Annotated in this window: 24 protein-coding genes and 2 pseudogenes; 17 read left to right on the top strand and 9 right to left on the bottom strand. The window is 69.2% G+C overall.

What is annotated here, in order from left to right; genetic code table 11:
• Positions 1-37: 37 nt before the first annotated feature.
• From AB0C87_RS21840 to AB0C87_RS21830, 3 genes are all read right to left on the bottom strand, one after another.
• On the bottom strand, positions 38-2,410 hold the full coding sequence (locus tag AB0C87_RS21840) for an ABC transporter permease (protein WP_360579219.1): 2,373 nt from the start codon (positions 2,408-2,410) through the stop codon (positions 38-40).
• A 67-nt stretch (positions 2,411-2,477) separates the two neighbouring features.
• Positions 2,478-3,266: an ABC transporter ATP-binding protein gene (locus AB0C87_RS21835; RefSeq protein ID WP_345172646.1), complete on the bottom strand. Its 789-nt coding sequence runs from the start codon at positions 3,264-3,266 to the stop codon at positions 2,478-2,480.
• A gap of 715 nt (positions 3,267-3,981) precedes the next feature.
• Positions 3,982-4,233, bottom strand: coding sequence for a DUF4873 domain-containing protein (locus tag AB0C87_RS21830; RefSeq protein ID WP_345172648.1), 252 nt, complete (start codon positions 4,231-4,233; stop codon positions 3,982-3,984).
• Between the two features lie 277 nt (positions 4,234-4,510).
• Here AB0C87_RS21830 and AB0C87_RS21825 point away from each other — a divergent pair, with 277 nt between their 5' ends.
• Complete coding sequence (locus AB0C87_RS21825) at positions 4,511-5,518, top strand: RNA polymerase subunit sigma-70 (protein WP_360579216.1); 1,008 nt, start codon at positions 4,511-4,513, stop codon at positions 5,516-5,518.
• Positions 5,519-5,659: 141 nt separating this feature from the next.
• On the opposite strand, the gene AB0C87_RS21820 is transcribed toward AB0C87_RS21825, so the two are convergent.
• The gene (locus tag AB0C87_RS21820) at positions 5,660-6,223 is read right to left on the bottom strand and encodes a dihydrofolate reductase family protein (protein ID WP_345172653.1); all 564 of its coding nucleotides are present in this window, start codon (positions 6,221-6,223) and stop codon (positions 5,660-5,662) included.
• Between the two features lie 212 nt (positions 6,224-6,435).
• Between AB0C87_RS21820 and AB0C87_RS21815 the strand changes: the two genes are divergently transcribed.
• The 6 genes from AB0C87_RS21815 (at position 6,436) to AB0C87_RS21790 (ending at position 11,538) form a co-directional block, all read left to right on the top strand.
• The gene (locus tag AB0C87_RS21815; RefSeq protein WP_345172655.1) at positions 6,436-6,633 is read left to right on the top strand and encodes a hypothetical protein; all 198 of its coding nucleotides are present in this window, start codon (positions 6,436-6,438) and stop codon (positions 6,631-6,633) included.
• Between the two features lie 461 nt (positions 6,634-7,094).
• Complete coding sequence (locus tag AB0C87_RS21810; RefSeq protein WP_353833102.1) at positions 7,095-8,060, top strand: NAD(P)-dependent oxidoreductase; 966 nt, start codon at positions 7,095-7,097, stop codon at positions 8,058-8,060.
• On the top strand, positions 8,057-9,097 hold the full coding sequence (gene vanA / locus AB0C87_RS21805; protein ID WP_353833094.1) for a D-alanine--(R)-lactate ligase: 1,041 nt from the start codon (positions 8,057-8,059) through the stop codon (positions 9,095-9,097). Before AB0C87_RS21810 ends, vanA begins: the two co-directional genes overlap by 4 nt.
• Positions 9,094-9,702: a D-Ala-D-Ala dipeptidase VanX gene (gene vanX / locus AB0C87_RS21800; protein ID WP_345172659.1), complete on the top strand. Its 609-nt coding sequence runs from the start codon at positions 9,094-9,096 to the stop codon at positions 9,700-9,702. The genes vanA and vanX overlap by 4 nt, the downstream gene beginning before the upstream one ends.
• A gap of 58 nt (positions 9,703-9,760) precedes the next feature.
• Positions 9,761-10,345: a peptidase gene (locus tag AB0C87_RS21795; protein ID WP_360579213.1), complete on the top strand. Its 585-nt coding sequence runs from the start codon at positions 9,761-9,763 to the stop codon at positions 10,343-10,345.
• A complete protein-coding gene (locus AB0C87_RS21790) occupies positions 10,342-11,538 on the top strand; it encodes a UDP-N-acetylglucosamine--N-acetylmuramyl-(pentapeptide) pyrophosphoryl-undecaprenol N-acetylglucosamine transferase (RefSeq protein WP_360579211.1) in 1,197 nt (398 codons plus the stop codon). Before AB0C87_RS21795 ends, AB0C87_RS21790 begins: the two co-directional genes overlap by 4 nt.
• 241 nt (positions 11,539-11,779) lie before the next feature.
• Here the strand turns inward: AB0C87_RS21790 and AB0C87_RS21785 are convergent, their stop codons facing one another.
• The gene (locus tag AB0C87_RS21785; protein ID WP_360579210.1) at positions 11,780-12,532 is read right to left on the bottom strand and encodes a DeoR/GlpR family DNA-binding transcription regulator; all 753 of its coding nucleotides are present in this window, start codon (positions 12,530-12,532) and stop codon (positions 11,780-11,782) included.
• A gap of 284 nt (positions 12,533-12,816) precedes the next feature.
• On the opposite strand from AB0C87_RS21785, the gene AB0C87_RS21780 reads away from it, so the two are divergent.
• The gene (locus AB0C87_RS21780; RefSeq protein WP_345172667.1) at positions 12,817-13,941 is read left to right on the top strand and encodes a glycoside hydrolase family 76 protein; all 1,125 of its coding nucleotides are present in this window, start codon (positions 12,817-12,819) and stop codon (positions 13,939-13,941) included.
• A gap of 137 nt (positions 13,942-14,078) precedes the next feature.
• On the opposite strand, the gene AB0C87_RS21775 is transcribed toward AB0C87_RS21780, so the two are convergent.
• Positions 14,079-14,648, bottom strand: a complete 570-nt coding sequence (locus tag AB0C87_RS21775) for a TIGR03086 family metal-binding protein (protein WP_360579207.1) — start codon at positions 14,646-14,648, stop codon at positions 14,079-14,081.
• A gap of 64 nt (positions 14,649-14,712) precedes the next feature.
• On the opposite strand from AB0C87_RS21775, the gene AB0C87_RS21770 reads away from it, so the two are divergent.
• The 4 genes and pseudogenes from AB0C87_RS21770 to AB0C87_RS21755 all read left to right on the top strand — a co-directional run bounded on the left by AB0C87_RS21770 (position 14,713) and on the right by AB0C87_RS21755 (position 16,477).
• Entirely contained in the window at positions 14,713-15,456 is a 744-nt protein-coding gene (locus AB0C87_RS21770; RefSeq protein WP_360579205.1) for a helix-turn-helix domain-containing protein, read from the top strand.
• A gap of 238 nt (positions 15,457-15,694) precedes the next feature.
• Positions 15,695-16,090, top strand: a complete 396-nt coding sequence (locus AB0C87_RS21765) for a sigma factor (RefSeq protein ID WP_345172673.1) — start codon at positions 15,695-15,697, stop codon at positions 16,088-16,090.
• Positions 16,081-16,167, top strand: a pseudogene (locus AB0C87_RS21760) (hypothetical protein); the annotation flags it as partial. The gene AB0C87_RS21765 and the pseudogene AB0C87_RS21760, both read left to right, overlap by 10 nt.
• 85 nt (positions 16,168-16,252) lie before the next feature.
• The gene (locus AB0C87_RS21755) at positions 16,253-16,477 is read left to right on the top strand and encodes a hypothetical protein (RefSeq protein WP_345173126.1); all 225 of its coding nucleotides are present in this window, start codon (positions 16,253-16,255) and stop codon (positions 16,475-16,477) included.
• Positions 16,478-16,750: 273 nt separating this feature from the next.
• Here AB0C87_RS21755 and AB0C87_RS21750 read toward each other — a convergent pair whose 3' ends face one another.
• Positions 16,751-16,885: a hypothetical protein gene (locus tag AB0C87_RS21750; RefSeq protein WP_345172675.1), complete on the bottom strand. Its 135-nt coding sequence runs from the start codon at positions 16,883-16,885 to the stop codon at positions 16,751-16,753.
• Here AB0C87_RS21750 and AB0C87_RS21745 point away from each other — a divergent pair.
• The 4 genes and pseudogenes from AB0C87_RS21745 to AB0C87_RS21730 all read left to right on the top strand — a co-directional run.
• A pseudogene (locus tag AB0C87_RS21745) lies at positions 16,839-17,243 on the top strand (MFS transporter); the annotation flags it as partial. The gene AB0C87_RS21750 and the pseudogene AB0C87_RS21745 sit on opposite strands and share 47 nt — an antisense overlap.
• A 79-nt stretch (positions 17,244-17,322) precedes the next feature.
• Entirely contained in the window at positions 17,323-18,054 is a 732-nt protein-coding gene (locus AB0C87_RS21740) for an MFS transporter (RefSeq protein ID WP_345172678.1), read from the top strand.
• Positions 18,055-18,239: 185 nt separating this feature from the next.
• Positions 18,240-19,514, top strand: a complete 1,275-nt coding sequence (locus tag AB0C87_RS21735; protein ID WP_360579260.1) for a cytochrome b N-terminal domain-containing protein — start codon at positions 18,240-18,242, stop codon at positions 19,512-19,514.
• A gap of 603 nt (positions 19,515-20,117) precedes the next feature.
• A complete protein-coding gene (locus tag AB0C87_RS21730; RefSeq protein WP_353833101.1) occupies positions 20,118-20,414 on the top strand; it encodes a hypothetical protein in 297 nt (98 codons plus the stop codon).
• Between the two features lie 49 nt (positions 20,415-20,463).
• On the opposite strand, the gene AB0C87_RS21725 is transcribed toward AB0C87_RS21730, so the two are convergent.
• Both AB0C87_RS21725 and AB0C87_RS21720 read right to left on the bottom strand, forming a co-directional pair.
• Positions 20,464-22,197 carry a SpoIIE family protein phosphatase gene (locus AB0C87_RS21725; RefSeq protein ID WP_360579203.1) on the bottom strand — a complete coding sequence of 578 codons (1,734 nt, stop codon included), beginning with the start codon at positions 22,195-22,197 and terminating at the stop codon, positions 20,464-20,466.
• Positions 22,198-22,611: 414 nt separating this feature from the next.
• Positions 22,612-23,004: an STAS domain-containing protein gene (locus AB0C87_RS21720; protein ID WP_360579201.1), complete on the bottom strand. Its 393-nt coding sequence runs from the start codon at positions 23,002-23,004 to the stop codon at positions 22,612-22,614.
• Positions 23,005-23,473: 469 nt separating this feature from the next.
• On the opposite strand from AB0C87_RS21720, the gene AB0C87_RS21715 reads away from it, so the two are divergent.
• Positions 23,474-23,806: a hypothetical protein gene (locus tag AB0C87_RS21715; protein WP_353831851.1), complete on the top strand. Its 333-nt coding sequence runs from the start codon at positions 23,474-23,476 to the stop codon at positions 23,804-23,806.
• Positions 23,807-23,944 lie beyond the last annotated feature (138 nt).

The raw sequence follows: 23,944 nt of genomic DNA, 5'->3' as shown, positions 1-23,944 counted from the left end.
GACCGGTGTCCAGGCCTTCTTGCTGGTCATCGGCCCGTTACACGCTTGTGGGTGTGGCCTCGAAGCGTGCGAGGGTGCGCCAGACGGCGACGAAGGCAGCGAGCGCGGCTGTCGCGGTGCACAGCGCGACGATCTGCCAGAGACTGGTCCAGGGCAGTGCCAGAGGTGGATGGTCGATGACGCGGCTCAGCGTGACGTGCTGCAGTCCGAGCACTGCTCCCGCGGAGAGGATCGAGACCAGGGTGCCGACGGCCACCGCCAGCACTGCCTCGCTGACGACGATGCCGACGATCTGCCGGTGGGTGGCGCCGGTGAGGGTGAGGGCGCCGATCTCTCGCCGTCGCGCGGAGACGCTCGTCACGAGGGTGTTGACGAGGGCCAGGAGGGCGTAGGCCATCACGATGCCCAGGATGACGACGTTCGCGAGGTGCGAGTCCTCCTTCTCGGCCTGGCTCGCTCGGGCCACGTACGTCGAGACGGGCTCGATTCGCACGCCCGCTTCGCGCAGTTCTCTCAACTGCGGTGTCGCGCTCTTGCCGGGGAGGGTGCGGAGGAACGCTGTGCCGGGCGTCATGCTTCCCGGGAGCTCGGCGGGCACGTAGGCCGCACCGCCTCCGAGCACTGAGTCGACAACGGCGGCGACATGCACGGTGACGCGATGACCGTTGCCGATCCGCGCCACGAGGAGCTGGCCGATCCGCAGGTCGGCGGAGGCGGCCAGGTCGCGGCTCACCACGATGGCATCGGCGGGGAGCGCGTCGAGCGAGCCTTGCCGCACCCGTGGCGTCACCACGTCGCCGAGGGCGCTGAGGTCGACGCCTCGCGCGTCGACCGTGTCGAGGACCTGGCCGCCCTTCGTGGCCAGGGTGACGACCTCGTCGGTCACTTCGACGCTCCGGACGCCGCCGGCGTGGCGCAGGGCGGAGACGGCTGGGAGATTGAAGGTGCCGCCGAAGTCCGGAGTGGCGACGAAGTCGGCCCGGACCGCGGCAGTGCGCTGGCGGGCGGCCGCGTCACGGCCGGAATCCTGCATGCTGATCATCCCGCCGAACATGCCGACGGCGAGGACGACCGGCGTCACGATGGCAGCCACACGGCGTCCCCCGTTGAGGGTGCTCTGCCGCAGGACCAGCGCGAGCGCGCCGAAGCGCATCAGCGGCCAGGTCACGACCCGTGCCACAGGGCGGACCAGCGCCGGCGAAAGAATCGCGAGACCCGCCGCGCAAAGGATCGGCACCTCGAAATAGGTTCCGGGATTGGCGGCGCTCGAAGGGCTGATCACGGCGAACACGAGCGCGACCGTGATGGCGACGGCCAGGATCAGGCCACCGAGGATCCACCGCACCGGTGACATCACGCGGGGCGAGGCCATCGTCTCCCGCAGGGCGTCGAGGGGCTCGGCGCGAGACGCGCGCCATGAGGCGGCGGCGGAGCCGAGCACCGCCGCTCCGATGCCGACCAGGAACGCGATCACCAACGCCACGGGGTGGAAACCGACGTGGAACCACTCCGGTGCCAGGCTGTTGGCCACCATCCAGGACCGCAGCAGCAGGCTGGCGGGGATTCCGAGCAGGCACCCCAGCAGCGCCGCGGCGGCGCCGACCACCACGGTCTCCGCACGGACCATCCTCCGGATCCGCGCGGGCGAGGCGCCTACCAGACTCAGCAGCGCCAGCTCGCGCGACCGCTGCTCGACGACGAAGGCGAACGTCGCGATCAGGACGAACACCACCACCAAGACCGACAGCCCGGTGGTCATCTGCACGACGGACCGGGCTTTGCCGATACCGCCGACAGTGGGCGGATCCGCCACTCGCCGCAGGTCGCCGGAGAGCACTCCGGCGGTCTCGCTGGGCACATGAGCACGAACTGCGGAGGCCGGCGCCTGGACGGCCACCGCGTTCACAGCCGGGGACAGGCGAGCGGCCTCCGCGTCAGTGAAGAAGACCGCGTCCTCGAACGGCTTGCGCTCTGCCGCGCCGACGACGGTGTACCACGCCGTTCCCAGCGGCGTCACCACCCTGACCTGCTCACCCAGGGGAGCGGAGCCGGTGTCGTCGGCCGTCACGACGATCTGGTGGTCATCGACCGGCCGATGCCCGGAGAGCAGCTTGTAGGAGGCGAGGGACGACGAGGACCATCCGTGCCCCACAGCCTCCGCCCCGCCCCCGGTCAGGCTTCGAACCGCGAAGCTGCGATCCACCACGGCCGGGCCGGCGCGCTGGGCGCGTTCCACGGCCTCTCGGGGCAGGCCCGCCGGGGCCGGCAACGGCGTCCCGAGGCCGTCGACCGGGACGACGACGCTCTGAGCCGCCGCGAAACGCTGGGGCCCTGGTGAGGGCGTACTCGTGGTCGCCGACAGGACGTGAACGCTGGCGGCCGTGATCATCGTCCCGACCGCCAGGGCCACGAACGCTCCCACGAAGCTCGACCAGCGCTGCCGCACGCTGGCCAGTCCCAGCTCCCAGGTCAGCCGGTCAACCCCGCGCACGGACGGCTCCCTCACCGGAACGGTCCGGCGCGTGGCCGTCCTGACCATCGGCCCATCGACCGGACTCCAGCAGCGCCATGCGCGCGGCGATCCTCTCCGCGCTCGCACCGGCCAGCTCGCCGACGAGACGCCCGTCGGCGAGGAACGCCACCCGCTGGGCGTGTGCCGCGGCCACGGGGTCGTGCGTCACCATGATCACGGCCGTTCCGCTCTGCGCCACGGTGTCACGCAGCAGGCGGAGGACCTCCCGCGACGAACGGATGTCCAGAGCCCCGGTGGGCTCGTCCGCGAACAGCACCCGGGGGCGGGCGACGAGCGCACGCGCGACCGCCACCCGCTGCTGCTGACCGCCCGAAAGCTGTGTCGGCAGGTGGTCGGCGCGGTCGGCGAGTCCCACCCGGTCCAGCGAGCGTGCCACCTGGTCCGGGTCGGGTACACGGCCTGCCAGCCGTACCGGCAGCTCCACATTCTGCTTCGCCGTCAGCGTCGGGATCAGGTTGAACGCCTGGAAGACGAACCCGGTGTGGTCACGCCGCAGCTCGGTCAACGCCCGCCGCGGCAGACGGGACGGATCCTGCCCGGCCAACCACACCTGGCCCTCGTCCACACGGTCCAACCCGGCAGCACAGTGCAGCAACGTCGACTTGCCGGAGCCCGACGGCCCCATGATCGCGGTGAACGTCCCAGGTCCGAAGTCGAGCGACACGCCATCCAGGGCGGCCACCTCGGCCTGACCGCCCCCGTAACGGCGAACCACGTTGTCCAGCCGCACCACTACTGGAAGGGCGTCCACCGGGGCCAGGCCGCCGCGATTCCGGCGTCTTCCTACAAGGCGCACTGCAACTCATTTCTCCCGCGGGGTAGGCGCCACTCATCGAGCTCGACGCGTCGGCGAGCTGGCGAAGCTCATGGGTCGAGTCTTGAGGTCGGTGACACCGCCTCGCCATTGGGGAGCACCCCGAACGATCCCCGATCTTCCCGAGGGTCCTTCTCAGGGTTGTCCCGCAACAGCGGGGAGACACGGCCGGTCACGATGCCTGTGACCGGCTGTTCCGCGGCGCAGGCGTGCCGTCCGTCGGCGGCCCGAGGGCGGTCGAACGAAGGACCCTGGCTCGGGCTGATGGGCGATCTCCGGCACGCCCGCGGAGTTGCCGCCGCAGCCAGCGAGGCCGTAAGTGCCGGGGCTGAAGAGCGCAGAGCGCCCCAGGTGCAGTGGGCCATCGATCCAGCCCGTGAGCCCGGCGACGGAAAGACCGTCGAAGCCGGGCGAGTGCCCGCGTCAGCAGGACAACGCCGCGCACCGCGGATGGGGTGAGCGTCCAGGCGGCCGGGGCCGGGCGTTCAGGAGGGGACGCGTGAGGTCCCGTCGCCCCGGCAGGCGAGCAGGAGCTGAGATGCCCACGATCGAGACATGCGGCAGCCGCTAGAGGAGGCGCGCGGCAAGCCCGTCAGGTGACCGCCGGGGTGCCCGAACCTCCCTCGGCCCCCGCTTAGGCGAAGGGCGGCGGACCGCTTCCGACCAGCGTGATGACGTCGGACCAGGCTTGCGAACCGTTGAGCGTGACCTGCCCCTCGCGGCCGTCGGGCAGCCTCAGCGTCTGGTCGTGAGAGCCGTCGGCATCGAAGTCGGCGATGGTCGCGGTCCCGGACCATTCCCGCTGCTTGGCGCGCAGATCGACGTAGACCTCGATCTCGGTTCCCGCGCTGTCGATCAGGGTGGCGGACCCCCGGTACCGGCTCACGCCGGGGCCTTCTCATCACGGCTGGTGCGGAATGTGTTCATAAGACGAACCCTAGTGCGAGGGTCGGACGTTCCCAGGCCGCCTTGTGAAGCGCTCGGGGCATACCCTTCGTTGGACGAGTGGCGTCGCGCCCGGCGGCGCCGAACACGTGCCTGGATCGACCCCAACCCATCCGGCCTGGCGAACGGCCCGGTGTCGGCTGCTTCACCGATCAGAAATCCTCCGCCACGTCGTCAGTTCTGGCAGCCCCTCGCCACCCGCGGAAGGATTGACGACCATGACCGACGCCACGCCGCCAGGCGCCGACACGGCCGCGTTCATCGCGGCCGCCCGCTCGGATGACACGGCGCAGTTCGCGCTCATCACGGAGCGCCACCGGCGTGAGCTGCAGGTGCACTGCTACCGGATGCTCGCGAACTACGAGGACGCCCAGGACATGACGCAGGAGACGTTCCTGCGGGCGTGGAACAAGCGGGCGTCGTTCAAGGGCCACGCTTCGCCGCGGACCTGGCTGTACCGGATCGCGACGAACACCTGCCTCGACTTCCTGGAGAAGCGCAACGACCGCACACCCGTGCCCGCCGACCTGCCGGACGCGGGCTCGGAAGTGAGCTACCTGCAGCCCTACCCGGACCGGATGCTCCCGGAGGACCCGCAGGAATCGCTGGTGGCGCGGGAGACGATCGAGCTGGCGTTCATCGTTGCCGTCCAGCACCTGCCGCCGCGGCAGCGGGCGGTGTTCATCCTGCGCGACGTCCTCGGCTGGCCGGCGTCGAAGGTCGCGGGCGCTCTCGAACTGACCGTCGCATCGGTGACCAGCGCACTGCAGCGGGCACGCGTGACGATGCGCGAGCAGCTGCCCGGCCGCCGCCTCGACTGGCGGAGTCCCGCCACGAACGAGCTGTCGCAGGACGAGCGCGGCGTGGTGAAGTCGTACATCGACGCCCATGAGCGCAACGACCTCGACGGGCTGACGGCCCTGCTGCGCGACGACCTGCGCTTCGTGATGCTGCCCGAGCGGGGCACCTTGACCGTCACGGCCAAGGACGCGGTGGACGGCTGGGTCTCCGGCGGGCTCTTCCAGCGCGGCCGCGACGACTGGCGCTGCATCGCCACGACGGTCAACCGCATGCCTGCCGCCGTGCTCTACCTCCGCACCCCCGGCGACCCGGAGTACCGCTTGTTCAACATCGCGGTCCTGCGCATCGTCGACGGGAAGATCGCCGAGCTCACCGGATTCGACGCCACCGACAAACCATGGCTGGACCTGCCCGCGACGCTGTGATCGGACAAGTCCAGCGCACGGTCGGCGGCACCGAAGTCACCGCGGAACACCACCGCCCCGCCGGCGTCGCCGGCGGGGCGTCTTCAAGCCATCGCGGTCAACGACGCCGTCGTCCTCATCTTCCGAGCATTCGGCCCGCGCTCACCGCCTCGTCTCGTACCGGGTCAGCACCACGCCGCCGGGAAAGGTCCGCGTCTCGACCAGGTCCAGGTTCACCCAGCTGTCCAGCGCGGTGAAGAACGGCGCGCCGCCGCCCACCAGGACCGGGTGGGTGACCAGCACGTACTCGTCGACCAGCCCGGCCCGCATCGCCGCGGCGGCGAGTGTGGCGCCGCCGATGTCCATCGGGCCGCCGTCCTCGCCCTTGAGCCGGGTGATCTCGGTGACCGCGTCGCCGGTGACCAGGCGGGCGTTCCAGTCGACCTTCCTGATCGTGGAGGAGAACACCACCTTCGGCATGTCCCGCCAGCGGCGGGCGAACTCGATGTGCGCCGGTGTGGCGCCGGGCTGCTGGTCGGCGGTCGGCCAGCTGGAGCTCATCGTCTCCCACAGTCTGCGCCCGTACAGCGACAGCTCCGTCGCCCCCACCCGGTCGGACCACCACTGGAACAGCTCGTCGCTCGGGGCGCTCCAGCCGATGTCGTCGCCGGGCGCGGCGACGTAGCCGTCCACGCTCAGGTTCATGCCGAAGGTCAGTTTCCGCATCGTGCCAGCCTCCTGTGGGTCGATCGCACAAGTACTGACGGGCGCGGCGCGGAAACCTAATCGGTGCGCGATCTGCGTCCGCAAGCAGTGGATCCAACGGCTGCGCGAGACGTCGGTGACATGACACACCCGCCCCGACTTGCTTAACTATGGACGACCTTGTCGTTACTGTCGTACCCCCAGGGTCGGCGAAGCGGTGACCGGAGGTAGCGATGAGGTCCGGACGGTGGATGCTCGTCGCCTGGCTGACCATCGGAGCGCTCGCCGCGGGGCAGCGCCACTACTACACCCAATTCGACGGCAGCTGCGCCCGAGTCGCCACCATCGGAATCACCCTGGCCACCGGTCCGCTCAACTACATCGGTCTCAACCCCACCGCCAACTGCAAGGTTCCCCAGCCGAGCAAATGACACGTCGGGCTCTACGACCGCCCGCGCCGTGTCCCTGGCCGTGCCAGGCTCTCCACGCCGAGCCTCCGGCGCCCGTCATGCGTCAGATTCCGTAGCAGCAGGCCGCCGACCAGAAGGCCGCCAGGGTCCAGGCGATCAGCACGCCCAAACCTTCCCAGGGGGAGAGCGGCGAGGTCGATGGTCGCCTGGATGGCGAGTCCGGCGTTCATAGGGGAGACCTGCCAGAGCAGGGCGGTGAGCGCCAGGTACACGCGGCGGTCGGCGAGGGCACCTCATGACGCTCTGACGTGCCCCCGGCGGGCTGGGGCGGTATATCGCCCGCGTATCGAAAATCGCATACGTGCTGATAACACGGCGCTGTCTTTACTTGGGACATGGCCTCCAGCGAATTGGGTTCGATCTACAGCGAAGCGACCTCGGTCCGTCGCGCCCAAGAGATGGCCGAGCGGTCTTCCTCGTCCATGCCGACAACAGGCCTCACGGTCTTTGGATGCGGCAAGGACGAAGCCGCCTTTTTCCAGGAGATGGGGGCACGCCTCGGATTGTCGCTTACCCTCACTGAGGCCGCCGTCTGCGAGACCAACGCCGAACTGGCACGTGGCAACCGATGCATCAGCGTGAACCACAAGACTCAGGTCACCGATCCCACGCTTCTGGCGCTCAGCAAAGCCGGTGTGGAATACATCTCCACAAGAAGCATCGGCTGCAACCACATCGACCTGGAGTACGCCGCGCGCGTCGGCATCTCGGTCGGGAATGTCGCCTACTCGCCGGACAGCGTGGCCGACTACACGTTGATGTTGATGCTGATGGCCGTCCGCCACGCGAAATCCACCATCCGCCGCACCGACGCTCATGACTATCGGCTGAGCGACACTCGCGGCAAGGAGTTGCGGGACCTGACCGTCGGGGTGATCGGCACAGGCCGCATCGGCACAGCGGTCATCCACCGCCTGCGAGGTTTCGGCTGCCGCGTGCTGGCCCACAACAACCGATCTCACGCCTCGAACGACCACGTGCCGTTCGACGAACTGATCGAACTGAGCGACATCGTGACGCTCCACACCCCGCTCACCGCGGACACCCACCATCTCCTCGACCGCCGTCGCATCGAGCGGATGAAGCCCGGCGCGTACATCGTCAACACGGGTCGCGGACCGCTGCTCGACACCGATGCGCTCCTCGCCGCGCTGGAGAGCGGCAGGCTGGCCGGCGCGGCACTGGACGTCCTCGAAGGCGAGGAAGGCATCTTCTACGCCGACTTCCGGAACAGGCATTTCGAGAACGAGGCCCTGAAGCGACTGCAGCGCCTGCCGAATGTGCTGATCAGTCCGCACTCCGCCTATGACACCGAGCACGCCCTGAAAGACATCGTCGAGAACACTCTCATCAACTGCCTGAAATTCGAGAGCGGGAGAACAGCATGAGCAGATTGAAGGTCGGAGTCATCTTCGGAGGCGTCAGCGAGGAACATCCCGTCTCCGTCAAGTCGGCGCGCGAGGTGGCGAGGAACCTCGACACCGAGAAGTACGAGCCGCTCTGGATCGGCATCACGGCCGACGGCGATTGGAAACTGTGCGACGGCCCCGCCGCGGACTGGGAGAACGGCCGCGCCCGTCCCGTCACGTTGTCACCCGACCGAAGCGTGCACGGTCTGCTGGTCATGGGACAGGGGGGCTACGAGACGGTGCGCCTCGACCTCGTCTTTCCCGTACTTCACGGCAAGCTCGGCGAAGACGGCGCGATCCAGGGCCTGTTGGAGCTCTCCGGCATCCCCTACGTCGGCTGCGACATCCAGGGCTCGGCCGTGTGCATGGACAAGTCCCTGGCCTACACCGTCGCCAGGAACGCAGGAATCGCCACGCCGAATTTCTGGGTCGTCGCGGAGAACGAGAAGGTCGACTCCGACCGTATCCCTTATCCCGTGTTCGTGAAGCCGGCGCGATCAGGTTCATCGTTCGGCGTCAGCAAAGTCACCGATAAAGACGATCTGCCGAGCGCGCTGAGCGCAGCGCGACAGTACGACTCGAAGGTTCTGATCGAGGAGGCGGTGGCCGGCGGCGAGATCGGCTGCGCGGTCCTCGAAGAACGATTCGGCCTGGTCACCGGCGAGGTGGACCGCGTCGACCTCTCGCACGGATTCTTCAGAATCCACCAGGAGGACTCCCCCGAGACCGGCTCGGAGAACTCGACGTTCATCGTTCCCGCCGACATCTCCGACGACTCGCGCCGGCTCGCACAACAGACCGCCAAGACCATCTACCGCGTCCTGGGCTGCAAGGGGCTCGCCCGCGTCGACATGTTCCTCACCGACGACGGACAGGTGGTGCTCAACGAGGTCAACACCATGCCCGGCATGACCTCCTACAGCCGCTACCCGCGGATGATGGCCGCCGCGGGATTGTCGCTCTCGGACGTGATCGACCGGCTCATATCGATGACACTGCACGGGAAGAAGCGGTGAACGACGACTTCGTCTACGTTGACGACTGGGTGTCGGGAATCCGCTGGGATGCCAAGTACGCCACCTGGGACAACTTCACCGGCAAACCGGTTGACGGATATCTCGCGAATCGAATCGTCGGCACCCGGTCCCTGTGCGCGGCCCTGGAGCAGGCACGCGAGAAGGCGGCCTCCCTTGGCTTCGGGCTGCTTCTCTGGGACGGGTATCGCCCCCAACGCGCCGTCGACTGCTTCCTGCGCTGGTCGGAACAGCCCGAGGATGGCCGGACCAAGTCGCACCACTACCCGAACATCGACCGGGCCGAGATGGTCAAGAAGGGATATGTGGCCGCGAAGTCGGGCCACAGCAGGGGCGGCGCCGTCGATCTGACCCTCTATCACCTTGCCACCGGTGAGCTCGTCCTCATGGGTGGCGGCCATGACCTCATGGACCCGATCTCACGTCATCAAGCCAGCGAAATCACGCCATCCGAGGCCCGAAACCGTGAGCATCTCCGATCCATCATGGAGGACTGCGGATTCGATCGTTACGACTGCGAATGGTGGCACTACACGCTGAGAAACGAGCCCTATCCTGATGTCTACTTCGACTTTCCCATCACGTGATCGGAGCCTCCATTGCATCTCGCAGTGGGGGGCTCTGGACCGCAACGATGAGGTCGTCATGCGGCGCACCGGCCTGTCCGGGCTGGAGGTATTCCTGGGGGGGATCGATCCATCGCGACTGCACGACTGGGCCTCCGACGGATACCGCTCAAGCGAGGAGTATCTGTTCTGGTCCCGTAAGGTCTGCGGTCTGGCGTGTCTGCAGTCGCTGCTCCGCGGCTGGACCGACATCCGGCTGTCGATGGGTGAACTCCTCGCGCAGGCCCTCGACTGGGGCTGCTACGTGGTGGAGCCCTCCGGCAAGGTCCAAGGACTCATCTACCGGCCGTTCATGGCCTGGGTCGATTCACAGTTCGGATTGCACTGCGAACTGGTCGAGCACACGCCCATTCAGGTATCCCACCGAGAGGTGGGGCCCGGGCAGGTCCTGATCGCGTCAGTATCACCCGAGATTCGCGACCCGAACACTCGCGAGCCCCAACGTGGGGGTCACCTTGTGCTGGTCTATGCGGTCGATGACGGTGTAGTGCGCTTCCATAATCCGTCAGGCTATTCCCACAATTCAGACTCCGCATCGCTGCCCATGCACGCGTTCGAACGCTTTCACGCGAGACGCGGAATATTGATCAGGAGGACATCGTGATCCCAGGCGAGCCGCCACCGCGCGTCGTTGTCGCCGGTGGCCATTCGGCAGGGCACATCGAGCCCGCGATGAACTTCGCCGACGCCCTGCGCCGTCTGGAGCCCGCGGCCGAGATCACCGCCCTCGGCACCGTCCGCGGCCTGGACACCACGCTCATTCCCGCCCGTGGCCACCCGCTCGAACTCATCCCGCCGGCGCCGCTGCCGCGCAAACTGAACCGGGCCCTGCTGCAGACGCCGGGCAGGCTGCGCGACTCGGTGCGGGCGACCGAGGCCGTGCTCGACCGCGTCCGGGCCGAGGTCGTGGTGGGCTTCGGCGGCTACGTGGCCATGCCGGCCTACCTTGCCGCACACAGGAAGGGCCTGCCGATCGTCGTCCACGAGGCGAACGCCCGGCCCGGAGTGGCCAACCGGCTGGCGGCCCGGATGACGACGCACGTGTTCACCGCCGCGCCGAGTGTCCGGCTGGCTCACGCCACCGCCATCGGTATCCCGCTGCGGCCGGCGATCAGCGGGCTCGACCGGTCCGTGCTGCGCGACGCCGCCCGGCGGCGGTTCGGGCTGCGCCCCGACGGGCCGGTGCTGATGGTCACCGGCGGTTCGCAGGGCGCCAGGTCGATCAACGCCGCGGTGTCCGGTGCGGCTGCGACGTTGCGAGCGGCCGGCGTGCAGGTGCTGCACATCACCGGGGCGCAGCACGCGGTCGAAGCGCCGGACCGCGGCCCCGCCGACCCGCCCTACGTCGTCATGGCCTACGTGGACGAGATGCAGTACGCCTACGCCGCGGCAGACTTCGTGATCTGTCGTTCGGGGGCGATGACGTGCGCCGAACTGGCCGCCGTCGGCCTGCCGGCCGCGTACGTCCCGCTACCGCTGCGCGGCGGTGAGCAGCGGCTGAACGCCGAGCCGGTCATCGCGGCCGGTGGGGCACTGCTCGTCGACGACGCCGACCTCGACGCGGCTTGGATCGAGACCACCCTGATCCCGGTGCTCGACGATCCCGAGCGGATCGCGGCGATGGCGGCCCGCGCGTCGGTTGCCGGCGCACCGGACGCGGACGTCGTCCTGGCCCGGCACGTGCTCACCGCGGTCGCGGAGCGACGCGACCGAACACGCGGATACGGCGCCGGTTCCCGGCACGCCGAGTCTTCGCCGCCGGCCGCGGATGCGTACGACGGAGGGCACCAGCGATGATCGACGGCCGGACGCGCACAGGTCCGGCGAGCGACGCGGCTGCACCGGCCAGGCTGGAATCCGCGCGGGGTGAGCGAGAGCGTTCCGGCGTGTGCTCGGGTGATGCTCTTGGCGATCGCCAGACCAAGGCCGACACCTACATGGCCGCTGCGGAGCGACTATTCGTCCTGCGCGGTGCCGCCGCGTGCCGATCCGGTTCGGAACCGCCGAGCCGACAACGGTTCGGTGGACGCCGGGCGCCTCATGCCTCCAGGACCTGCACTCCGGCATCCGCGAGGGCCGCCCCCGTGTCCGGATCGACCGGAGCGTTCGTGATGACCATGTCCAGGTCGGTGGCATCGCAGACCTTCGCCATGCCGGTGCCCGGGAACTTGCCGACGTCGGCGACGAGGACCACCTGCTCGCTGGCCGCGATCATGGCTCGTTTGACCGGCACCTCGACCACCGTCGTGTCCATGACGGTTCCGGTCGGCCGTATCCCGCTGGTGCCGAGGACGAGCCGGTCCGCGTGGATCTGCCGCAGGTTGTCCTCCGTCAGGTAGCCCACCAGCGACCGGTAGTCACGGCGCAGCATGCCGCCGAGAACGACGAGTTGGACGTGCTGGTCGTCGGCCAGCGTCTCGACCACCGGGAGGCTGCTGGTGACGACCGTCAGCGCCCGGCCCCGCAGGTGCCGCGCCACCATGTGCGCGGTCGTGCCGATGTCGAGCAGCACGGTCTCGCCGTCCTGGATCATCTCGGCGCAGCGCAGCGCGACGGCGTCCTTCTCGGCGGGCCGGACCTCGGCGACGTCCGTGAAGGGGTCGTCATGGCCCTCGACCGGCATCGCACCGCCGTGCACCCGTTTGAGCAGGCCCTCCTCGTCGAGCTTCTGCAGATCGCGGCGTATGGTGGCGAGGCTCGCCGCCAAGCGCTCGGCCAGCGTCTCCGCCGTCACCGGCCCTTCGGAGCGAAGGACGCGGAGGATCAGCTCATGGCGTCGGTCCCGGAGCATGCGTCGACCGTACTCGCGCAAGACCGATCACCACCAGACATTCTCGATTACGCTCCTGCGCGTCGGCTCTCGTGGGCGCACGAACCCGACAGGCGCTCCCACCTGACCGCCGTCGCGGCGAACCGACCGACACCTCCCGGCAATTTCAAGCAAGAACGCTCACATGTATGAACGATCCTGACGACTCTTGCGTGCCTCGTCCCGGCCGGGGCACAATTCAGCGCACTGCCCGCCCAGGGCGGAGGCCATGGGCTGGGACGCCTCGTTGCCATGGAGGGTGCGCGATGACCGGACTGAAGCGACTTACGGGAAAGGGTCTGGTCTCCCTCGTGACGGGCGCCGTGCTGGCGCTCACCGTGGGCACGTCCGCCGCGAGCGCGGACGCGGGCGAGGACAGGAACGCGCGGGCCCGTGCCACCTCGGCCGTCGACGCGATGATGGGGTTCTACGACCAGGCGAGCGGACGCTGGCAGCCCGAGAGCCCCTGGTGGCAGTCGGGCAACGCGCTCCAAGCGCTCCTCGACTACATGGCGCGGACCCGCTCGACCCGATACCTGCCCCAGGTGAAGAACACCATCGAGCTCCAGCGCAAGCCGCTGCCCTGGTGGCCGCAGGGCGACGGCGAGTTCCGCGCGGACTCCACCGACGACACCGGCTGGTGGGCGCTGGCGATGGTCCGCATGTACGACCTCACCCGCGACACCAGGTACCTGAAGATCGCCGAGACCGACGAGGCGTACATGCGCCAGTACTGGGACGACACCTGCGGCGGCGGCATCTGGTGGGACCTGCCCGGGAAGACCTACAAGAACGCCATCAGCAACGAGCTCTACCTCAAACTGGCCGCCTCCCTGCACAACCGGATCCCGGGCGACACCGAGTACCTCGCCCGCGCGCGCCAGACCTGGCGCTGGTTCGCCCGCAGCGGGATGATCAACGGATCCCACCTGGTCAACGACGGCCTGGCGACGCAGAGCGGAAACTGCGGCAACAACGGCGGCACCACCTGGACGTACAACCAGGGCGTGATCCTGGGCGGCCTGACGGAGCTGCACCGCGCCACCGGCGACCCGTCCCTGCTCGCCACCGCCCGGCGGATCGCCGACGCCGTGACCACCGACCCGGGCCTGTCACCGCGCGGAATCCTCACCGAACCCTGCGAGGCCGCCGCCACGTGCAACTCCGACCAGGCGGCGTTCAAGGGCATCTTCGCGCGGAACCTCGCCGAACTCGACCGCGCGCTCCCCGGCCACCCGTACCGGAGCTACCTGACGACCCAGGCCCGCTCCGCCTTCACCTACGGACGGAACAACGCCGACCAGTACGGCCTGCGCTGGACGGGCCCGTTCGACCAGGCCGACATCGCCCGCCAGGAGTCCGCCGTGAGCCTGCTCATCGCCGTCCTGTAACCCCTGAGCGAACGGACTCGCCCCCCACGACGACGCCGCCACATCCGCCACGCCACGTGAAGGCGGCATGGACGCGGTGCCGCCGCACCATGCTTCGACAATTCACGTCAGGTATGACCGACATCGCCGGTTGGGAACTATGTCCAGGCGGGATCACGGCCGGTCAGGCCGACGATGCGGTCCAAGGTGGGTGCGTCCGCCGGCACCGCGACCTCCGGTCCGTACATGCCCATCTCCCGCCCCTGCTCCACGCTGGCGAACACCGTGTCGTGCAGATGCGTCAGCAGGTCGGCGGGCAGTTCCAGCCGCTGCCCGGTCGCGACCGCAAGGTCCCAGGCGTGCATGGCCAGCTCGCCGACGATCATGTCGCCCAGGACGGGCGCGGGCAGCGTCTGCGGTGTGCCCATGCTCGTCTCGCCCTCCCAGGCGCTCGGCGGCGCCCACGACGACGTGATGTCGTCCAGCAGGGCGAGCAGGCGGCCGCGCCAGTCGCCGGCCGCCAGGTCAACCTCGGACTCGGTGCCCGCCGGCTGCGGAACGGACTCCTTGCGGCCGCCGCCGGCGAGCGACGGGCCCCAGAACAGGAGGTGGTTGACCAGCGCCCGCACGTCGTACTCCGTGCACGGAGTCTTGTTGGCGAGCTGGTCGTCGGTGATGGTGCGGGCGACTGCGGCCATGGCCTCGGCAGCGTTGGACAGATGTGACATGGCAGCGACGCTAGGCGGCCCGGGCCGGAGGGGTATTGGACAAAGGCGACATACACTCTGCTGAGTGGAGCGGGACGTTCGTGAGCTGCGGGGTGCGTGGACCAGGTATCAGCGCCACACGTTTCACAGCCCGTCGCCGGCGCTCGCACCATGGGTGGAGCGGTACTGGGAGGCTCGCTGGGACTACGCCGAGCCCTACCGGCAGAAGATCGTGCCGTACCCGAACGTGCACCTGTCGTTCGGCGGCGGCCGCGCGGACGTCAACGGCGTGTGCAGCGGCTACCAGATCAAGGTTCTCGAGGGCCGCGACCAGGTCTTCGGCGTCGCGTTCCGGCCGGGCTGCTTCCGCCTGTTCCTCGGTGCCTCCGTCTCGACGATCACCGACCGCGTTGTCCCGGCGACCGAGGTGTTCGGCCCGGACCTGCCCACGACGCTCGACGTGCCGACCGTGGAAGCCTTCCTGCTGAGACACCTGCCGGACGACGCCCCCCGGGTGCGCCAGGCGGTGGCTTCGGTCGAGCTGATCGCCAAGGACAAGGCCCTGACCAGGGTCGAACGCCTCGCCGGCGAGCTGGGGCTGAGCATGCGGGGGCTGCAACGGCTTTTCGCGGAGTACGTCGGCATCGGCCCCAAGTGGGTGATCCGCCGCTACCGCCTGCACGAGGTGACCGCACGCATGGCCGCCGGCGGGGCGATCGACTGGGCCGCGCTGGCGGCCGACCTCGGCTATGTCGACCAGGGCCACTTCATCCGCGACTTCAAGGGCATGTTCGGCGAGCGACCGACCTGGTACGCGCAGCGGTATTAGTCCGCGTTCCCGCGACACCCACGGCGGCGCGCTCGACGACATCGCGCTGGCAACCGACCCGTCCCCCCTGAACCGGAGGAGAGGTCACGACGGCAGGCGCGCCGGGCGGGTGTCCGCCGGGTGAGTGGACGGCCGCGGCGGCTCGATGTCACAGGCGTGCACCAGCCGGTGTCTTGATGTCGACTGCACCAACCCGTTGGGCCGCGCTCAATGGCAATCTCCGAAAGAGGACCGTGTCGTGGACGCACCGCGTGAGGGCCGCCGGCAGCCAGGGCCGCCGGAGAAGGAGAAGGCTCGAGATGTGGGCGAGCTCGTCGCCGACCCGGAGACCGAGGCGTTCCTCGCCCACCGGAACATGCTGTTCACTGTCGCCTACGAGATGCTCGGATCGGCGGCCGACGCGGAGGACGTCCTGCAGGAGACCTGGCTGCGATGGGTGAAGGCCGACGTGGGGCAGGTGCGCGATCAGCGCGCCTACCTGGTCCAGATCACGACCCGCCAATCGATCAACCGATTGCGCAGCATGAGACGCCGCAGGGAGGCCTACGTCGGTCCCTGGCTGCCCGAACCGCTGCTCACCACACCGGACGTGGCCGAGACATCGAGCTCGCCGAGAGCGTGTCCATGGCGCTGATGCTCGTGCTGGAGACGCTGTCACCGACCGAACGCGCCGTGTTCGTGCTGCGCGAGGCCTTCGGGCTCGGCTATGGCGAGATCGCGGCCGCCGTCGGGAAAACCTCCGCGGCCGTCCGCCAGATCGCTCACCGCGCCCCATCCGATCACCGGCGCCGAGAAGGTGGCCCGTTTCATCGTTGGCGGCCTGGCCAAGACCGATGCCACTCTCACCGTTGGGCCGACCGTGGTCAACGGCAACCCGGCTCTGATTCTGCGCGTGAACGGCGAGGTCGACGGCGTCTTGGCGGTGCGCGTCGAGGACGCCCGCATCACCGGTCTCTACTACGTCCGCAACCCCGGCAAGCTGACCCACGTAGAGACCGAGACCTCACTCACCCTGCGATGAGCACGGTCGCGGAGCAGGCGCGCGCACCTCACTGAGGCACCATCCCTCGGCTGAGGCTGCGCCGATCAGGTGACCGAGCAGGCTCCGTTCATCGACCCCATTGCAGGCGACGGCAATCCGAGGGATCCACCCTGCACGGCGGTCGGGTTCCACATCCCCTTCAGCCGGTGACAGACCGGCCGATGCCGCATGCCCATCTTGAAAGGACTCCATGAGTATGAAACCTTCACGGGTCGCGCTCGCCGACGGCGGCGGGGACGTGCCGGACGCGCGTCAGTTGCGCGTGGTCCTGACAGCCGTCTCGATGGCGCTGATGGCCGTCATCGCGTCGGTGTCCGGGCTGACCGTCGCCCAGACGCAGATGGCCGTCGACTTCGACACCTCGCAGAACACGGTCCTGTGGATCATCAACGTCTACACCCTCACCCTGGCCGCACTGCTGCTCCCGCTCGGCGCGATCGGTGACCGCTTGGGCCGCAGGCCCACGCTGATCGCCGGGCTGGTCGTCTTCGGGTTCGCGAGCATCGCGGCGGGCCTGGCCCCCACCGCCGAAGTCATGATCGCCGCGCGCGTGGCCGGCGGTATCGGCGCAGCGACGATCATGCCCATCACCCTGGCCGTCATCACATCCACCTTCCCCGAGGAGCAGCGCGGGAAGGCGATCGGCGTGTGGACCGGCGTGGCCGGAGGAGGCGGCATCCTGGGCATGTTCCTGTCCGCTCTTCTGGTCGACGTCGCCGACTGGCGCTGGATGTTCGTCCTGCCCGTGGCCCTGATCGTCATGGCCCTGGCCATGACGTCGAAGTCGGTTCCCAACTCCCACGAGCGCTCCGCTCACGCTGCTGGTGGTCTTCGGTGTTCAGTCGGGCATCTTCGTGGTCCTCTTCCCGTTCTTCCAGGCCGTGCTCGGCTGGTCGGCGCTGCTGTCCGCGGCGGCGCTGATGCCCATGGCGGTCGCGATGATGACGGCCTCCGGCCTGGCCCCCAGGCTGGCCGCGCGGGTCGGCCCCCGCCTGACCATGAGCTCGGGAATCGCTTTGACCAGCGTCGGTCTGGCCCTCCTGGCCCTGTTCGTCTCCATCGACGGCGGCTACCTGTCGATCCTGCCCGGAATCGTTGTCATGGGCGTCGGCATGGCCCTGTCTATGGTGCCCTCCACCGAGGCCATCACCCGTTCCCTGCCGCAAGGGAAACAAGGCGTCGCCTCCGCCCTCAACGACGTCACCCGAGAATTCGGCACCGCACTCGGCGTCGCCATGCTCGGCGCGCTCCTGACAGCCGGCTACCGCAACGCCATCGACGACCGGCTGGACGGCATTCCGCAGGGGACCGCAGGCACCGCACGCGAGGGCATCGCCAACGCACTCCAGGCCTCAAACAGCGCAGGCTCGCAGGCTCAGACCCTGGTAGACGCCGCAAAGCAGTCCTACGTCGACGGATTGCAGCAGTCCATGTGGGCAGGCGTCGCCCTTATGGGCCTGCTGCTCGTGTACATCGTCCTCCGGGGCCCGAAGAACGCCGCCCCCGCGGCCGCACCGGACGAGGCGGAGCACACCGAGACCGTCGCCGCCCAGTGACCGTACGAGCGGCCGCTCGTCGTTTATGTCACACCTGCCGGTTTTCTCCCTTGGGATGTCACATCTGCCGATCTCGGAGTGTCGCATGTGTACCAGAACCAGTTCGGGGAGTGAAGCCAATGCAGGGACAAGCCCGCGGCGTGGGACGGTGGTCACGGCATGCACGGACCGATCATTGGTCGTTCTTGTTCGCCCAGCTCGCGATTTACTCGTTCCTGGTACTCATCGTCACGGGCGCGTTCCTGACCGTTTTCTTCGACCCCGACATGACGCAGGTCACCTATAACGGCTCGTACGGGCCGCTACGGGGCATCCCGGTCAGCGAGGCGTACGCGTCGACGTTGGACATCAGCCTCGACGTGCGCGGCGGACTGCTCATGCGGCAGATTCACCACTGGGCCGCGCTGATCTTCGTCGCCGCGATCACCCTGCAGCTGCTGCGGCTGTTCTTCACCGGTGCGTTCCGCCGCCCGCGCGGCCTCAACTGGCTGGTCTGGGTGGCCGTACTGTTGCTGGGCATGGTGACGGCCTGGACCGGCACAATTCTGCCGGACGACATGTTGTCCGGCGGCAGCCTCGGGCTCCTCCAAGGCGTGACCCAAGCGATTCCCCTGGTCGGCACCAGCCTGACGTTCTTGATCTTCGGCGGTGAGTTTCCGGGGGAAAAGATCATCACCCGGCTCTACTGGCTGCACATCCTCGTCCTTCCAGCGGTCCTGGCCGCCCTGTTCGTCCTCCGCCAGAGGCTCGTCCGCGAGCACGGCCACACCCGTTTTCCCGGCGCCTTCTCGGGAGACGCGTCGCGCGGCTCAGCGGTGGCGCTTCTGCTGGCCACTGGCGGGGTTCTCGCGCTCCTCGGAACGTTCGCGCAGATCAACCCGGTCTGGCAGTACGGCCCGTACCGGCCAGGGGACATCACCGCCGGAGCGGTGCCCGGCTGGTACATGGGCTTCCTGGACGGAGCCGTGCGGATCATGCCGGGCTGGGAACCCAGCGTGGCCGGCCACCCGATCACCCTCGCGGTGCTGGTGCCCGCGCTTCTCATGCCGGGGGCGTTCTTCACCGTCCTGGCGGTCTATCCCTGGATAGAACGGCGGCTTACCGGCGATCACGGCATTCACCACGTTCTGGACCGTCCCCGCGACGCGGTGACCCGTACGGCAGTGGGTGCGGCCGGCATCGCCTTCTATGGATTGCTGTGGGCCGCGGCCGCCAACGACCAGATCGCGGACAACTTCCGCCTGTCCTTGTACGACGTCACCTGGTTCTTCCGGTTGGCCGTCTTCGCCGGACCGCCGCTCGCCTACGCCGTCACCCGGTGGATCTGCCTCGGGCTGGCCTACAGGGACCAGAGGGATTCCGAGCACGGCCGCGAGACCGGACGGATCGTGATGAGTTCGGAAGGCGGTTTCAGCGAGATTCACGAAGCCCCACACAGGCCCCGCGAACTGACACATTGACCTCGGCCTCATCGACCACAGGCGGCCGCCCTGACCGCGGCGGGTCGTCCAGGCCGACCAGCAGCACGCCGGGCACTGAGGCGTGACCAGGGGGAAGTGGGGCTCGGATCGGGCCGCCGAGCCCGTCCTGGAGCCGACATGGGGACGAAGTGGGGCGAAGCGGGCGGCGGACCAGCCTGGCGTTCTCGCGTTCGCCCTGGTCAGGGCTGGGTGGGTCGCGTGGGACTCGAACCCACAACCTACGGATTAAAAGTCCGCAGTTCTTGTATCAGAGCAGTGCTCTTAGTGCCGGGGTGCACAGCTCTGTCCACATCCAACTCCATTTCCATACCGTGCCATGTCGCGTGGTGCCGCCCTGGTTCAGAACCGTCGAGCAGGTAGCGAGCCGACCTGGTCGACGGCAACGGCGGTGGGGCGGGTGGGGACCTTGACGTGAGGCTTGGGCCGGTCTGCTCCCGGGAGGGAGGAGGGGGCTGGGCGCTGTCGCCGCGCCGTCCGGCTGCGGGCGGTGTCCTCTTCGTCGGCGCGCCGAGGAGTCTGCGGCGGGGTCCGCATTAGGTTCGGGGGTGAGGCGGGCTCCTGGACTCATGGAAGGTGGGGCTCATGGGCGGTAATGCACCAGAGGTGTGGATCTCGGCGGCCGAAGGCGACCTGATCCGTGCTGATGCGATCGTGGTCCTGCGTCTGGACGGGACTGGCCGGTTGACCGTGCAGTTGCGCGACGAGGCGAAGGTCAGCGTGTCCTTGTTGGAGGGGTCGTCGGGCGATGGCCGTCCGCCCGCGGACTTCCACCGCCGGCTGGTCCGGATGATCGCCGAGGTCGCGGACTCCGGGAGCGCGCAGCTGATCAGTGCGCGTCATGTCGACGGCGGTTGGCGCTGGGTCAGCGAACCCTTGTGAGCGGAGGCGCATGCCGGCCCCCTGCCGCTGGGACGCAGGGCCCGTGCCTTCATGTGGGGACGCGGAGGGCGAGGAGGGCGACGTCGTCCTCGCCGCTGAGTTCCATGCGCTCCAGGAGTTGGTCGCACAGGTCGGACACGGGGAGCCGGGCCAGGTGGGCGCTGTGGCGGCGAAGGCCGGTGAGGCTGTCGGTCAGGTCGGTGCCGCGGGTCTCGATGAGGCCGTCGGTGTAGAGCAGCAGGGTGGACAGCGGCGGCAGTTCGCGAGTGCCGTCGGGGCGGCCACCGGTGAGGGTGGGGTTGCCGAGCAGCATTCCGTGCTCTTCGAGGAAGGTCGTGGCGCCGTCATGGGTGATCAGGAGCGGCGGGGGGTGGCCCGCGTTGCACCAGCGCAGTTGCCAGGATCCGGCGGTGGTCCTTTCGACGCGGGCGAACACGGCGGTGGCGAGTTCGGCGTCGCTGACGGCGTCCATCACCGCGTCCAGGCGCTCCAGGACGGTGCTCGGGGGCGCGGCGAGGTCCCAGGCCAGGGCCCTGAGCATGTTGCGGACCTGCGCCATGCGGGACGCCGCGTGCAGGTCGTGGCCCATGATGTCGCCGATGACCAGCCCGGTGGCGCCGTCGGCGAGAGGGAAGGCGTCGTACCAGTCGCCGCCGACCCAGCTGGCCAAGGCGGCGGGCAGGTACCGGGCCTGGAGTCGCAGGTCGTCCGGTTGGGGCAGAGGGGTGAGCAGGCTGCGCTGCATGGCTTCGGCGGTGTTCCGTTGGGTGGTGTACAGCCGGGCGTTGGCCAGGACGAGTCCGGTGCGGCGCGCGATGTCCTCCACGACGAGCCGGTCGTCAGGACCGTAGCCGTGCCGGGGGCGGGAGTAGCCCAGGGTCAGCGCGCCGTAGGTCTCGCCCCGGGCCGCCAGCGGGGTGATGATCACGTTGTGGGCGTCCATGGTCTGGAAGAGCTCGTGCTGCGCGGCGGTGAGCGGCTCGTCGGAGTACGGCCGGGCATCGTCGCCACTGATGACCATGGTCGGGGCGCCGTGCAGCACTCGTGCGAGGGGGCCGCGCGGGGACCGGGGGAGTGGCGGCAGTGGCCCTTCCAGGCGAGCGATGTCGGCGGGGGAGAACTCGCGGTGGGTCGCGGCCACCCGCTCGACGCGTCCGTCCGGGATGAGCAGGTCGACCTCCGCCCAGTCACCGAGCGCGGGGACCGCCAGCCGGACCAGCCGCCGCAGCACCTCGTTCTCGTCCAGGGTGGACGACAGCACGGTGGTGATCTCGGCGACCAGCTCCAGCCGGGAGTTGGCCCGCCGCGCCTGCTCCATCCGGTCGTGCTGTTCCCGCTCGATCCGGAGCCGCTCGGTCACGTCCTGCAGCACGATGACCGCTCCGGTCACCGTCCCGGCCTCGCGTTCCTCCGTTCCCGGCTCGCCGGCGTAGATCGGAGCGGACGACCAGGCCAGCATCACCGGGTGTCCGTCGCGATGGGTGAACGAGTCAGCGCCGGCGTCGACGGGGACACCGGCCCGCAGCACACGCAGGATGCGGTGGTCCCACCGCGGATGGGCACCGCCCTCGGCGACGCGGTGCAGGAACCGCTCCACTGGCCGTCCCAGCGCCTCCTCGGCGGTGTGGCCCAGCAGGTGCCGGGCCCAGGGACTCCAGGCCGTGATCATGCCGGACGCGCTGACGGCCACGATCGCTGAGTCCATCGCACCGACCGGGCCCGCGTGGTCCGCGCCGACCCGGGCGTGCGGCTGCCCGCTCATCTGCTCCTCCTGGTCGGACATCAGGATCCCTGCCCCCCGCGGCCACCGGAACACCTCGGTCCCGCGGGTGCGTGGCCGATCTGGCGCCGGTCCCTGGAGAGTCCCTCCGGTTCCGGTGCACTGTGCGGTCGCCTCCGCTCGGCCGGTTCAGGAGACGATCAGAGAGACGACGGTGACGACCGCGCAGACGGCGACCAGCGCGATGGCCATGCCTGCGGCGAGGCCCTTCATCAGCGAGAGGTATTCGTCTTTCATCGTCATCGGCCCGCCTCGGATTTCGATGGACCTCTCGTCGGGGTCGCCGGTGCGGAGAGCGCGCGGCGGGGGATCACGCGTCCGCCCTGTCAGTGAACGCCCCGCGCCGTCTGGTACGACCAGCCTGATCGGACACGGTGCGCTCTGGCGCCATACCCGTGGCGTCCAGAGTCCCGGCGGTCATGCCGCGGCCGCGACCTGCGCCCCCGGAGCAGTCTGGACCACGAGTACGCGGTCCAGGCCCGTGAGGTGGAGGAGTTCGGTGGGTTGCCGGTTCGCGGCACCGAGGCGGACGGTGATCCCGAGTCCTGCGGCGCGGCGCTGGATGCCGACCAGGACGGCGAGCCCGGCCTCGTCGCAGGACGACACCTCACCCATATCGAGTATCAGCAGCCGGCCGCTGGAACGCAGCACTCCCAGCAGGTGCTCGCGCAGCGCCGGCGCAGCGCCGGAGTCCAAGGCGCCGTGCAGCGCGACGATGGTGCGGCCGGGGCGCCGATGGGCGGGCATCCGCACCTCGGCGGGCGCCGCGGTCAGGCCATCGGCGGTGGACGCGGCGGTCATGGCGCTCATTGGTGATCTCCGATCACGGAACGCTCTACCGCCCCGGGAGGTAGGCGACGAATGACACCGAATCGCGTGGCACGGCAGGCGAGGAGCTCCTCCGCAGCACATCGCCGACCGGGACCGCCGCCTGACGACACATGCGAATCGAGCAGTGTGCGGGCCATCTCGAAGGCCCCGTTCTCGGTCCGTCGAGGACCGGGTCGTGATCGCCGAAGACGGCGCCGACGTGGCGGCCCGCGCACGAAGTGCCTCCGGTACCACCGAGCCTACGCCACCGGGCCCCGCCCGGGGGCTGCTGCCGGCGATCGAGGTCACTGGAGTGCCGGACCGACCTGCGCCGGCTCATCGCGATGGGTGGGCCTGTTCGTTCGGGGGTATGAGCTGGCCACTCCTCCGGAACCACGGGCACGGACGCCGGGCGCCCCTCTCCGGGCCGGCAAGCCGATGCAAAAGGACGGGGCTCACTGTGGGCGCGATGGATCACATGCTGCGGTTACTCGGTGTCACAAGACCGCCCCGTCCCGAACCAGCATCCGCCCCACCGCTGGCAGCCGCGCGGCACCGGGAGTTGGCCGACGCCATGCGGTGCCTGCCCGGGGGTTTCCAGGATCGGCTGCCCTCCTCGACGCTGCACCGCGTTGCCGACTCGGCCGCCCGCGGCTCGTGGGAGAAGGCGATCGGCGAGCTGATCATGGGCTTGTACATGAGGGATGCGCCGGTCAGCGCAGCAGAGCGCGACGAACTGCGCGACGCTCTGCAGGCGCTCGGTGTACCGGCCCATCGCCTCGACAGGCTGCGCTCACGCTGACCCCGGCCGCCACCGTCGGAGCCGGTGAGGCGATCGAGCCACGTCGGGCCACGACAGCTCTTCTCACACCTGGTCTTCCCGCCACGCTCGATGACCAGGAAGCCGGACGGGGCGGAAATGCGATGGAAATCCACCGCC

Origin of the sequence: Actinomadura sp. NPDC048021 (assembly GCF_040653135.1) — a bacterium.
GTDB classification, from domain to species: Bacteria; Actinomycetota; Actinomycetes; order Streptosporangiales; family Streptosporangiaceae; genus Spirillospora; species Spirillospora verrucosospora.
Note: the sequence above shows the minus strand (reverse complement) of the source record. Positions and strands in the feature narration are given on the sequence as shown.